General features: G+C 61.9%; 10 protein-coding genes, 1 tRNA gene and 1 pseudogene. 4 read left to right on the forward strand and 8 right to left on the reverse strand.

The window, feature by feature from the left end:
* Window positions 1–207: 207 nt before the first annotated feature.
* Window positions 208–288, forward strand: a pseudogene (locus tag Bravens_RS10890) (hypothetical protein); the annotation flags it as partial.
* 598 nt (window positions 289–886) lie between these two features.
* On the opposite strand, the gene Bravens_RS02510 reads toward Bravens_RS10890, so the two are convergent.
* From Bravens_RS02510 to mshD, 8 genes are all read right to left on the reverse strand, one after another.
* Window positions 887–962: transfer RNA gene (locus Bravens_RS02510), tRNA-Lys, on the reverse strand.
* 306 nt (window positions 963–1,268) lie between these two features.
* Window positions 1,269–2,048, reverse strand: a complete 780-nt coding sequence (gene pstB / locus Bravens_RS02515; protein WP_062020024.1) for a phosphate ABC transporter ATP-binding protein PstB — start codon at window positions 2,046–2,048, stop codon at window positions 1,269–1,271.
* A gap of 110 nt (window positions 2,049–2,158) precedes the next feature.
* The gene (pstA, locus tag Bravens_RS02520) at window positions 2,159–3,319 is read right to left on the reverse strand and encodes a phosphate ABC transporter permease PstA (protein ID WP_062020026.1); all 1,161 of its coding nucleotides are present in this window, start codon (window positions 3,317–3,319) and stop codon (window positions 2,159–2,161) included.
* On the reverse strand, window positions 3,319–4,287 hold the full coding sequence (pstC, locus tag Bravens_RS02525) for a phosphate ABC transporter permease subunit PstC (protein WP_019175814.1): 969 nt from the start codon (window positions 4,285–4,287) through the stop codon (window positions 3,319–3,321). The genes pstA and pstC overlap by 1 nt, the downstream gene beginning before the upstream one ends.
* 117 nt (window positions 4,288–4,404) lie before the next feature.
* On the reverse strand, window positions 4,405–5,514 hold the full coding sequence (gene pstS, locus Bravens_RS02530; RefSeq protein WP_062020027.1) for a phosphate ABC transporter substrate-binding protein PstS: 1,110 nt from the start codon (window positions 5,512–5,514) through the stop codon (window positions 4,405–4,407).
* 218 nt (window positions 5,515–5,732) lie between these two features.
* Entirely contained in the window at window positions 5,733–6,707 is a 975-nt protein-coding gene (locus Bravens_RS02535; RefSeq protein WP_062020029.1) for an NUDIX hydrolase, read from the reverse strand.
* Window positions 6,704–8,848, reverse strand: coding sequence for an RNA degradosome polyphosphate kinase (locus Bravens_RS02540; protein ID WP_062020031.1), 2,145 nt, complete (start codon window positions 8,846–8,848; stop codon window positions 6,704–6,706). Before Bravens_RS02540 ends, Bravens_RS02535 begins: the two co-directional genes overlap by 4 nt.
* On the reverse strand, window positions 8,848–9,783 hold the full coding sequence (mshD, locus tag Bravens_RS02545) for a mycothiol synthase (protein ID WP_167346386.1): 936 nt from the start codon (window positions 9,781–9,783) through the stop codon (window positions 8,848–8,850). Before mshD ends, Bravens_RS02540 begins: the two co-directional genes overlap by 1 nt.
* A gap of 115 nt (window positions 9,784–9,898) precedes the next feature.
* Here mshD and Bravens_RS02550 point away from each other — a divergent pair, with 115 nt between their 5' ends.
* The 3 genes from Bravens_RS02550 to Bravens_RS02560 all read left to right on the forward strand — a co-directional run bounded on the left by Bravens_RS02550 (window position 9,899) and on the right by Bravens_RS02560 (window position 12,236).
* Entirely contained in the window at window positions 9,899–10,729 is an 831-nt protein-coding gene (locus Bravens_RS02550) for an ammonia permease (RefSeq protein WP_239233580.1), read from the forward strand.
* A gap of 201 nt (window positions 10,730–10,930) precedes the next feature.
* Window positions 10,931–11,533, forward strand: coding sequence for a heme-binding beta-barrel domain-containing protein (locus Bravens_RS02555; RefSeq protein ID WP_062020037.1), 603 nt, complete (start codon window positions 10,931–10,933; stop codon window positions 11,531–11,533).
* A 10-nt stretch (window positions 11,534–11,543) separates the two neighbouring features.
* Window positions 11,544–12,236 carry a hypothetical protein gene (locus Bravens_RS02560; RefSeq protein ID WP_062020040.1) on the forward strand — a complete coding sequence of 231 codons (693 nt, stop codon included), beginning with the start codon at window positions 11,544–11,546 and terminating at the stop codon, window positions 12,234–12,236.
* The last annotated feature ends 20 nt before the right edge of the window (window positions 12,237–12,256 follow it).

The raw sequence follows: 12,256 nt of genomic DNA on the forward strand, positions 1-12,256 counted from the left end.
CCGCACTCGGTATGGTCAGCCCCGTCGACTTTGAGAACCAAATTGGTCTAATCACTAGTAGAAAAGAAATAGCTGCCTAACCACTAGGTAGCTCCACTACGTGTCCACGATTTGCGGGTAACCCCACAAGTATCAGGCGAGAAAACCCAAACCCACGATCACTATCTCAAAGGCACCGTGTTCTGCGGTGAGTGCGGCTCCCGACTCATGGTCACCAACGCCAAGAGCCGCCGTGGCGTCATCTACCCGTACTTCATCTGTGCCGGTCGTCACGCCAAACGCACCAACTGTGAACGCAAAGCAATGTATGTGCCTGATGTTGAAGCCGCGGTCGAAGACTACTACCGGCGCATCCAAATCCCTGAGCACACCATCCAGGGATTGCGTAGCCTCATCACCGCGCAATTCTCTCAACTCCACGCCACCGTCAAGCAAGAACGCAACGCACACGTGCTCGAACACGACGACCTCCAGGCAGAGCGTTCCAAACTTCTGCAAGCCCACTACGCGGGGGCGGTGCCGCTTGATCTCCTCAAGTCAGAGCAGGATCGCATCGGCAGACGGCTCGCGTTCCTCGAAGCACAGATCGAAGCCGGTGACATGGAGTACGAACTGGCAAGTGCCCACCTGGACGACTGCCTCGCACTGGGCAGAGACTGCTACAAGCTATACATGAGCATCGATGACTCGCTGCGGCGCATCGCCAACCAGGCGTTCTTCGACAAGCTCTACCTCAGTGAGGAGGGCACCGTTATCGGTGAACCGGGGGAACCGTTCAACGCGTTCTTCGACCCTGGTGTGCAGACGATAGCGGCCCGCCACGAGGGGCGGGCCGCTGAATCGAGGTCTCAAACCGGTAATGTCGCCGGTTTGAACAACGACCTTCTGGTGGGCCCCGTGGGGATCGAACCCACGACCCACGGATTAAAAGTCCGTTGCTCTACCAACTGAGCTAGAGGCCCGCGCACACAGCGCCTGACCAGTTTATCCTTTGCCATGCCGCGGCTCAAATCATCGGATGCCTCCCGCCTCGTACGGCGCGCCGGACGAGTCCTGCTCGTTTCGGATACCAGACAATAAGAATGCGGGGGTGGAAGGAGGACTAGTTCCTTCCACCCCCGCGGGGGATGAGCCGTCCAAAGGGAGAACCTACCCAGAAACTCCTCGGTGAACGCCTCAGACTGTGTGGTTCAGACCCAGTGGGCCTGCAGGGAGCGGCCTGCCTGCACCGTCAACAAACCGTGCAGGCAGGCGGTTTCAGTCGCAGATCATCCGAAGCGGCCGGAGATGTAGTTCTGCGTCTCTTCCTTATCCGGGTTCGAGAAGATGTTCGAGGTTTCGTTGAACTCGATGAGCTTGCCCGGCTTGCCGGTTCCCGCGATGTTGAAGAACGCGGTCTTGTCGGACACACGGGCGGCCTGCTGCATGTTGTGCGTGACGATGACGACGGTGAAGCGGTCCTTGAGGGTGTTGATGAGGTCCTCGATGGCCAGCGTCGAAATCGGGTCGAGAGCTGAGCACGGTTCGTCCATGAGGATGACTTCCGGTTCGACAGCGATTGCGCGTGCAATGCACAGACGCTGCTGCTGACCACCGGAAAGACCCGAACCGGGCTTGTCCAGACGGTCCTTGACCTCTTCCCACAGGTTCGAGCCGCGCAGCGCGCGCTCGGCGAGATCGTCGGCTTCAGACTTGGACAGCTTGTTGTTGTTCAGGCGAACACCGGCGAGCACGTTTTCCTTGATCGACATGGTGGGGAAGGGGTTGGCCTTCTGGAACACCATGCCGACTTCGCGGCGCACGTTGACGGGGTCGACGCCGGGGCCGTAGATGTCTTTGCCGTCCATCTTGACGGATCCCTGGACGCTGGCGCCGGGGATCACTTCGTGCATGCGGTTGAGCGTGCGCAGCACGGTGGACTTGCCACAGCCCGATGGGCCGATGAATGCGGTTACGGACTTCGGTTCGATGGTCATGGACACGCTTTCGACAGCGCGGAAGTCGCCGTAGAAGATGTTGAGATCTTCGATGTCGATCTGCTTGGACACGTTTCCTCCAAAAATCTGTTGCGGCTTATGCCGTTTCCCCGGGATCCGGGGTGCCGACTGAATTCACGAGGTGGAAGTCGGCTGAATTCTTGTCTGTTGTGCTGGGTGGGTCAGCGGCCGGCCTTGGGGGCAAGGACCTTTGCCATGATGCGCGCACCGAGGTTGAGCACCATCACGATGATGATGAGCACGAGCGCTGCGGCCCATGCGCGGTCAACCGAGGCGATTGCTGCGCTGCCCGGTGCGGTCGGTCGGGTCACGGAGTCGTAGATGTATGTCGGCAGGGTGGACATCCAGCCGGAGAATACGTTCCAGTTGACGCTTGCCGCGAAGCCGGCTGTCACCATGATCGGTGCGGTTTCACCGATGACGCGGGCAATTGCGATGGTGACACCGGACAGGATGCCCGAGATCGCGGTGGGCAGGACGATCTTGATGATCGTCTTCCACTTGGGAACGCCGAGCGCGTAGGAAGCTTCGCGCAGGTCGTGGGGGACCAGGCGGAGGATTTCTTCCGTGTTGCGCACGACCACCGGGATCATGAGCACAGACAGTGCCACGGCCGCTGAGATACCCGATTTCGCGGCCGTGAGGCTTTCGGGTGCGACGAGTCCGATGACAGTTGAGAACAGGGAGAAGGCGAACAGACCGGCAACGATCGACGGGATGCCCGTCATGACGTCGACAAAGAAGGTGATTGAACGGCCGAGCGCGCCGGCCTTCTTGCCGCCGGAGTATTCCACCAGGTAGACGGCGCACATGATGCCGACCGGAATCGAGATCAGTGCAGCGAACAGAGTGATGAGCAGCGTACCGACGATGGCGTGGTAGAAGCCGCCCAACAGTTGACCCCGGCCGGCGGCGAACTCCTTGTCGTAGATGCCCTTCATGCCTTCCATGGAGCGAGACAGGAGGGTGGAGTTCTCGACGAGGACGGGGCCGCCCTTCTCAAGCGACATCCACAGAAGTGAGATGAGCGGAATGAGCGCCAGCGCGAATGCCGAAGCCACGAGTGTTGTGGCCACACGGTCGACTGCCTTGCGGCGGCCTTCGACCGTCCACGACCACCCGACGATGATGGCGAGGTTGATGACGCCGGCGAGGAACGCGGCAAGCGGAACGTTGAAACCGTGTGCGATGACGAACGTCAAGACGATCGCCAGGATGATGGAGCCCGCAGCGACGAACAGGGGTGCGAACTTGGGCAGTCGCTTTGTGACCAGATGCGATGAGCTGCGGTTCTTGTCAACAGTGTTTGTCTGGGTGTTCATCACTTCCCCTTCACGGTCGTGCGAGCAACGATCCAGCGTGCTGTCATGTTGACCACCAGCGTGATCGCGAACAGGACGAGGCCGATCGAGATGAGTTCAGAGAGGCGCAGACCTGCGGCTTCTGGGAAGTTGTGGGCGATTTCCGCTGCGATCGTCTGGTTGCCCGACAGGAGAAGCGACACGATCAGGCCGCCCGAGGACAGAACCATGGCGACGGCCATCGTCTCACCGAGAGCGCGGCCCAGGCCGAGCATAACGGCGGACACAATGCCGGACGTGCCGAAGGGCAGAACAGCCATGCGGATCATTTCCCAGCGAGTTGCGCCAAGAGCCAGCGCGGCTTCTTCCTGCAGACGGGGGGTCTGGAGGAAGACTTCGCGGACGAGCGACGTGATGATCGGCAGAATCATGATGGACAGGACGAAGCTCGCGGTGAGCAGGGTGCGGCCCGTCTGTGAAATGGCTCCGTCGTCGTCGGGTGCGAAAATCGGGATCCAGCCGAGGTACTTGGCCAGCCAGGCGTAGAGACCGACGAGGTTGCTCGACAGTGCCAGGCCCCACAGGCCGTAGACGACCGAGGGGATGGCAGCCAGAAGGTCGATCGTGTAGCCGAGAACCGGTGCGAGCTTGCGCGGGGCCATGTGCGTGGTGAACAGCGCAATGCCGATGGCGAAGGGGGTCGCAATGATCAGCGAGATCACGGCCGAGATCAGTGTGCCGATGATGAGCGGGAACACGTAGGGCAGGAAACCGCGTCCGCCGCTGATCTGCGAGGGGTCGTCAAACGACGCTTTGATGGTGTCCGTGGACTGAAGAAGCAGGAAGAATGCAACGCCGGCGAGGATGGCAAGAATGAAAATGCCTGCGCTGAGTGCAGCTGCCGAGAAGATGCGGTCACCGGGACGGATTACCGTGCGGGACTTCTTCGTGTCCGGAGCAGAGGCTTGTGTGTCTGTTGCTGTAGACAAAAGAGCTCCTGTGGTGTGGGTAGGTATTTCAACGGGCTGTGCGGCTGTTCGGAGTCCGTCCCGAACAGCCGCACAGCCCTAATGCTCAGTCTGAGTATGTTTCAGACCGGCGTAAGATCACTGCTTGACTTCGATCTTGTCGAGGACAGAGGTGATCTTGTCGCGCATTTCAGAGGAGATCGGAGCCGAGCCTGCGCTTTCAGCAGCCGATTCCTGGCCCTCTTCGCTCACGACGAAGTTTTCCCAAGCCTTGACCAGGTCGACCTTTTCCTGGCTGTCGTAGGACGAGCACACGATGTGGTAGGACACGAGGACGATCGGGTAAGCGCCTGCTTCTTCGGTGTCGCGCTTCAGTTCAACAGCGATGTCACCTTCGCCGCGGCCTTCCGCGACGGGCGAAGCGTCAACGACCTTGGCGGCTGCTTCGGGGGTGTACTCCACGAAGTCTTCGCCGACCTTGATCTTGGCGGTGCCGAGGTCGTCGGCAACTGCGGAAGCGTCTGCGTAGCCGATTGCGCCGTCGGTTTCAGAAACGAGCGAAACAACACCGTCGGTGCCCTGTGCAGCTTCACCGCCGTATTCCGACGGGAATTCTTCGGCTGCTTCGTCCTTCCAGTCTTCGCCGGCTGCCTTGTTGAGGTAGTCGGTGAAGTTCTTGGTGGTGCCCGATTCGTCGGAGCGGTGGACAGCCGTGATCTTGGTGTCAGGCAGGTCAGCGTCCGGGTTCAGGTCGGCGATTGCCTTGTCGTTCCACTTGGTGATCTTGCCTGCGAAGATCTGTGCGGCGGTGGCAGCGTCGAGGTTGAGTTCGTCAACGCCTTCGAGGTTGTAGGCAATTGCGATCGGCGAAATGTAGACGGGGAATTCGAAAGCTCCGCCGTCGCCGCAGACCTTGTTGGCCTGCTCGAGTTCGTCGTCGTCCATGAATGCGTCCGAACCGGCGAAGTCTGCCTTGCCGGCCAGGAACTGCTTGCGGCCAGCGCCGGAGCCGTCGGGCGAGTAGTTGACGGTCACGTCGGAGTTCTGGCCGGTGAAGTCGGTGGTCCAGGACTGGATGGCGGCCTTCTGCGAGGACGCTCCGATGCCGACGAGTTCGCCGGAGACCTGGTCTCCGCCTTCGTTGCCTCCGCCGGATTCTCCGGTGGCGGATCCTCCGCCGCATGCGGACAGGGTGATTGCAGCTGCGGCGAATGCGGCTGCGGCAGGTGCGAGGCGCGTAAGCTTCACAAGAGTGCCTTTCTTTCGAGGTCACGGGGTAGGTTTTCCCTCAGTGCTCTTCAAAAGCTAGGCCGCGCGTGTAACGCCCAGGAACTTTTAAGGTTAACTGAAGGTGAACCTCTGCCAGGGCGCGGTGTTCCCCGCCACAAAAGGGCCTTCAAGCGACTATTGTGCCGATCTGTTCCTGCCGTTTGATCGGTTCGGACCGGTCGGTCGGGCAGTTGTTTTCAGGAGTCGATCGGGCGGAACCGCTCGAAGTCCACGATCTTCGGAATTGAGCCCGGCCGCACATAGGCCACAAGGATCTCGCCGGGGCTGAGGTACGGGTCTTTCTGCGGCAGCTTTTCCGCCAGGCCGGGCACACAGTATTCGGAGACGACTTCCAGGAATGTCGGCAGCACCGGCCTGTGCGAGCAGATGGCGGTCGTCTGGCCGCGCGCCATAACCTTCTTCAGCACCTTGACGGTCTTATTGGGGTTTTGGGTGTTCGCCTTCTCTGACAGCCAGCGGTTGGTGGAGATCTTCAGTCCGCGGCCTGCCGAGAACGGTTTGAGCGTTGCGGTGCAGCGTTTCCACGGGCTGGACAGCAGCTTGGGAATGTTCCAGGACCCCAAAAGGCCGGTCAGCGCCATCGACTGGCGCGTACCAATGGCCAGCAGGGGCCGCAGCGCTTCTGTTTCGTGCCATTTGGAGCGTGGGAAGGCCTTGGCGTGGCGGACGATGATGAACTGCCACGCCCGCAGCGAACCTGTTGAGTAGGCGAGTTTGAGCTTCTCCAGCTGTTCGCGGTCTGAGTGGCGGGAGACCTTTTTGATGGCCTGATCGATGGGCAGCCACCGCCCCTCATCGACTTCTTTGGGGTTGTCGGCCGCGGGCTTTTGGGTCGTGGTGATTTCAGCAGACCAGTACTTGACGTGCTTGGTGAGCTTTTTTCCCACCGTGTAGCGGGCGTCCGGCAACGGCAGGCCCAGGTGGATGATGTAGCCGGTCTCTTCCCGGACTTCGCGCACGGCGGCTTCCGGAAGTGTTTCGCCTTTGTCGACTTTGCCCTTGGGGAACGACCAGTCTTTGTGCTTGGGTCGGTGGATGAGCAGGACTTCCAGCTGGCCGGTGAAGTCGCGCCACAGAACTGCGCCGGCGGCAAAGACGTCGGCTTTGATCTTGGCGGATTCGCCGGCGTTGGCGACAGGGGTGGGGCTCACGGGCGCTCTCCTGGGCGACGGCGGTAGTCGGCGATGGTCAGTTCCTGATAGTTGGCGAGTTTCTCGCCGTCGGGTGAGCGGTCGATGTGCCGCCACACTCCCGCGGGACCCAGGACGAAGGATTCGGTCGCCGGGTCGAACGCGCGGTCGAACAGGGCGTCGATCTTGGCTATGTGTTCGGCTGATTTGAGTTCGACGAGAGCTTCGACGCGACGGTCGAGGTTGCGGTGCATGAGGTCGGCTGAGCCGATCCACATTTCGGTGTTCCCGTCGTTGAGGAAGGAGAACACGCGTGAGTGTTCGAGGTAGCGGCCCAGCACGGAGCGGACTTCGATGTTTTCGCTCAGCCCCTTGATCCCGGGTCGGATCGCGCAGATGCCGCGCACGAACATCTGGCACTGCACGCCTGCGCGGCTGGCCAGGTAGAGCGCGTCGATGATCGCTTCGTCGACGATGGAGTTGACCTTGATGCGCACGCGAGCGGGTTTGCCGGCGCGAGCGTTTTCGGTTTCGCGGTTGATCAGGTGCAGCAGGCTGGTGCGCACTGACTGTGGTGCGACCACGAGCCGCTGGTAGTCCGAGCGGGGCGAATAGCCGGAGAGCTTGTTGAAGAGCTTCGAAATGTCTTCGCCCAGCACGGGATCGCGGGACAGCAGGCCGAAGTCTTCGTAGCCACGGGCCGTTTTGGGATGGTAGTTGCCGGTGCCCACGTGTGAGTAGCGGACCAGGCCGTCGCTTTCCTGCCGCACGACAAGACAGAGCTTGGCGTGGGTTTTTAGGCCCACGAGTCCGTAGACCACGTGCACGCCGGCCCGTTCGAGTTTGCGCGCCCACGAAATGTTGGCCTCTTCGTCGAAGCGGGCTTTGATTTCGACGACCGCGAGCACCTGTTTGCCGTCGTGGGCGGCTTCGATGAGCGCGTCGACGATCGGGGAGTCTCCCGAGGTGCGGTACAGGGTCTGCTTGATGGCCAGCACGTGCGGGTCGGCCGCCGCCTGTTCGATGAAGGCCTGCACTGATGTCGAAAAGGAATCGTAGGGGTGGTGCAGGAGGATTTCGCGTTCCGCTGTCGCTTCGAAGACGTCGACCTGGTCGGCGGTTTCGGTGGGTGCGAGGTCACGGTTCATGCGCGGAACGGCCCGGGGGAAGTGCAGGTCGTCACGGGGAATGTCCGCGATGACCGACAGTCCCGTGAGGTCGAGCGGACCGTCCAGTTCGATGATTTCGGTGTCTGCCAGGTCGAGTTCTTCCTGCAGCAGCGCGCGCACGCGGGGGTGGATGTCGTGGGTGACTTCCAAACGGACGGGCGGGCCGAAGCGGCGGCGGCTGAGTTCTTTTTCCAGCGCCTTGAGCAGGTTTTCGGCTTCGTCTTCTTCGACTTCCATGTCTTCGTTGCGGGTGACGCGGAAGAGCGAATAGCCGACAATCTCCATGCCTTCGAAAAGGGTGTCGAGCTTTGTGGCGATGAGGTCTTCGATCGCGACGAAGCGGGCGGGGTGTTCTGGTGACACCACCCGGTTTCCATCGGGGGACTCTGACACGTTGATGAACCGGGGCAGCAGGCCGGGCACTTTGAGGCGGGCAAAGCTCTCCGATCCTGTCGCGGGGTTGCGCAGCAGGATGCCGAGGTTGAGCGAAAGCCCCGAAATATAGGGGAAGGGGTGCGCGGGGTCGACTGCCAGGGGAGTGAGAACGGGAAAGACCCGCTCGCGGTAGAAGCGGTCGATCCGCTTGTGTTCGCGCGCGGTGAGTTCGTCCATCGACACGAAGTGGATGCCCTGGTCTGCGAGTTTGGGCTTGATGTCGTCGAGGAAAAGCCGCGTGTGGCGTTTGGCCAGTGCACGCGAATGCTTGTTGATTGACCGCATGACCGCTCGCGGCTGGGCACCCGTGACAGAAGGTACGGCCAGTCCCGTGGCGATGCGGCGTTTGAGGCCGGCCACGCGGACCATGAAGAATTCATCGAGGTTCGACGCGAAGATCGACAGGAAGTTCACCCGCTCCAACAGCGGGGTTTCGGGGTCGTCCGCCATGGTGAGCACGCGCTCGTTGAACGCCAGCCACGACAGTTCGCGGTCGAGGTAGCGGTCCTGTGGTTCGGGAAGGTCGTGTTTCTTCCCGCTGGCGGCGACGTCGTACATCAGCGTTCTCCCTGCGTTGTTTCAGCGGTGTCCTCAGCCTGCGGCGGGGCGTAGCTGATGTGTTCAATGCGGTGTGCAAACCCCAGACGGTCGTACAGGCCGAGGGCCTTGTCGTTGTCGTCTTCTACGTAGAGCTCGAGCATCTGCGCTCCGCGGCGGTCGATCATGTCGCGCATGCCGGCAACCATGAGTGCATTGCCGATGCCCTTTGCGTGCACGCTGGGATCTACAGCGATGACGTAGACCTCGCCCACCAGCAGACCGGAAACGTGTTCGGGGTGCATTTTGGTGTCGTGGAAGCCGATGACCCGGCCGTCCTGTTCGGCGATGATGACGTCGCGCGGATCGAAATCAGCGCTGCGGGTGCGACCGCGAATGTCCTCAATGGTCTGGTTGCCCTGTTCCGGGTGCCAGGAGAAGGCGGCGTTGTTGATTTCCAGCCAACGCTCTTCGTCCGCGGTTTCAAAAGTGCGCAGCGAAACGCCAGCCGGCAGATCCAGCGGCGGCAGTTCGAGTTTTTCCACGCGCGGGGTCTGCAGCTGCAGAAGAGTGCGCTGCGGCGTGTAGCCGTATTCGGCGGCAAGAGCCGCGGCGGCCGGGTGGTTTCCGTGCGACCATGGCCACGTGGTGTGCTGACTTCCCTCAGCCCGCAGGCGCTCCAGCAGTTCGGTCCACAGCTTCTTGCCCAGTCCCTGACCTCTGAAGTCGGGGTGGATTGTGAACTCGACGGCACCTCGGGAGCCCAGCCCCGTGGCAATTCCGAAGCCGACGACGGTCGAGCCATCGACCAGAGCGACAGTGATCGTGTCGGCGGCATCCGCCGCATCGAGCACACCGTCTGACAGTGGGGGAACGCCGTCTGCGCGCTGCGCTTCTGCAAGAAGGCTGCGGACGCTTCCGTCAACGCGGGCGGGAGAGTGAATATCCCAGGACACAGCTGCTGCCACCTTTCGCGGCGATCGGGTTTCCGGCTTCGCGGCCACAGTATATCGACGCGCCGCGCTTTCCCCGCCATTAGGCAGACTCATCCGGCTCTGAGACGATAGGGCCGTGTACAGATGGTTTCGCGCCCTCGTGGCCTTGGTCGGAGCGCTCGCTTTGGGGGCAACCTCCCTCTTGGGAAGCTACCCGCTCGCCGGCGAGGCCGTTGCCGTCATACCCGTGGCCCTGGCAACAGCTGCTCTCGTCGGCGTTCTCGCCTTCGGCTGGCCGCGTCTGACTGACTCCCCACAGCGCTGGCTGACGTCGATCATGCTGTTCGTGTTCGGCCTGGCCGGCATGGGCAGCACGTGGATGAGCATCTATCCGCCGCACCTGGAGTGGCTGCCGCTGCTGACGGGCTTGGCCCTGCTGTGGGCGTTCGTGCAGAACCTGGCACGCGGCATTGAGGCCTCAAACGCCGTGGCCAATGTGTCGGCGCAGGTGGCGGGTGTCGTCGTGACGCTCGCGGCGTGTTCGTGGGCCGCGAGTTTCCGCCTGCCGGGCGATGAGTCGGCGATCATCATCGGCCTGTCCGCCATTTTCTTGGCTCAATGCGCATCCATCCTGCCGTTCCCGGCCCGCTACACGTCGCCGTTGGCGATCATCGCGGGGCTCGTCGGCGCGCTCATCGCCTACTCCGCTTGGTGGTATCCGACCCAGACTCTCGTTTCAGCGAGCATCATGGGCGTGCTGCTCGGCGGTCTCGTCGCCGCTGTTGACCGCGCGCTCGCCCCGATTGCCGTCGGCCGCTTCCATGCGCGCAGTCCCAGGCGCAGTCCCAACCGCAGCAAAGTCCGCGAAGTCGGCGTCAACCTCACCCTGGGCGGAACACCTATTGCGCTCGGCGGTGTGGTTGTCTACATCTTCGATCAGCTGCCGCTGATCTTTCCCATGATCTGACCTGATCTGTGACCGGGTGGTCAGGTCGACTGACGATGTGCCGGGCGCGTCTTCTTTCCAATCGCGCCCTGGGTACACTGAAGGCATGGATAACTTCGTGGTTCTCGAAACCTTCTTCACCGTTCTTGTTGCCCTCGCCGGCCTCGGCACCATCGGTGTTGCGGCCAAGGTCATCACCAACCTCTTCAAGAGCCGCCGCTGATGGTCACCGAAATCCCTACGGACCTCGCTCCTGAGCTTGTGCCGCTGGCATGGGTCATCGGGTCCTGGGAGGGTGTCGGCGTTGTCGGCTACGCTGACGCTCCCGACACCCAGTTCGGCCAGCGCATCGACTTCGTCGCCCCTGTCGGAGCCCCGTTCCTGCACTACACGGCGCAGGCGTACACGCTTGACGACGACGGCAAGATCGACAAGACGCTGACCATGGAAACCGGCATCTGGCAGCTGGTGCGCAAGCGCGAGGCCCACGATGCCGGTCCGGGACTCATGGTGCCCACCGCGGACACCCCGTTCACGACGGCTGACTCCGTCGAAAAGCTGCGCGGAGACGACGACGCTTTCGAACTCGAAGTCTCGATCGTGCAGCCGCACGGCATCATGGAGCTCTACACCGGTCGCGTCAAGGGCCCGCGTATTGACTTGGCCACTGACCTCGTTGCCCGCACCACCACCTCGAAGGAATACAAGTCCTCCACCCGCATGTACGGGCTGGTCGAAGGTGATCTTCTGTGGGCATGGGACATGGCCGCGCTCGGCAACCCGCTGGGCAGCCACGCTTCAGCGCGGCTGAAGAAGGTCGCCTGACAAGGTTTCCATGACGGTCGACCACACCGCCGAATACCCTCTGGATTGGTACGACGGGCCGACACTCGAAGAGCGCAGACGCCGCAGACGGCGCAATCTGGCGATCTTCGTGTCAATCTTCGTTGTGCTCGCAGTCATTGCGGGGTTCCTCGTGGCGGTCGTGGGGACGGCTACGGTGCGGTATCAGAACATCCGCGCCCATGCGGACAGCGCGGTTGAAGCGGCCAGGCAGTTCGCTGATGATCTCCGCGACGACCCGCAGAATGCCGAAGCTTCACGGAAGAAGGCCTCGGACGAACTGCACGCGGCGCGTAAGGAAATCGACAAGTTCCCCATGCCGGTTCTGCGCAAGTCCACTGACCTCGACACGAACGTGAGCATCGTTGCCACGATCCTCGACCAGTTCATCATCGTCGTCGATGAAGCTGCACCGACCGTGGTCAAACTCGCCCAGTCGACTTCGGCCTTCAAGGGCGAAGACGACCAGTCGCTGGCCGAGCGCATCAGTGCGCTGAAGGACCTTGGAACGGCAGCGGCCGACACTCCGGAGGCTATGAAGAAGCTCAAAGGCGCCCGAGACACTCTCAACAATGTGGATGAGACCGGTGCGTGGAGGTCAGTGCGCTCACAGCTGTACAAGTCCCAGGATGTGCTGAACGAGACGTACGACACTTTGAAGCCCACAACCCGGCTTGCGTCCTAGCAGCACTGTAGGCACACAGC

Origin of the sequence: Brevibacterium ravenspurgense (assembly GCF_001584615.1) — a bacterium.
Lineage (GTDB): Bacteria > Actinomycetota > Actinomycetes > Actinomycetales > Brevibacteriaceae > Brevibacterium > Brevibacterium ravenspurgense.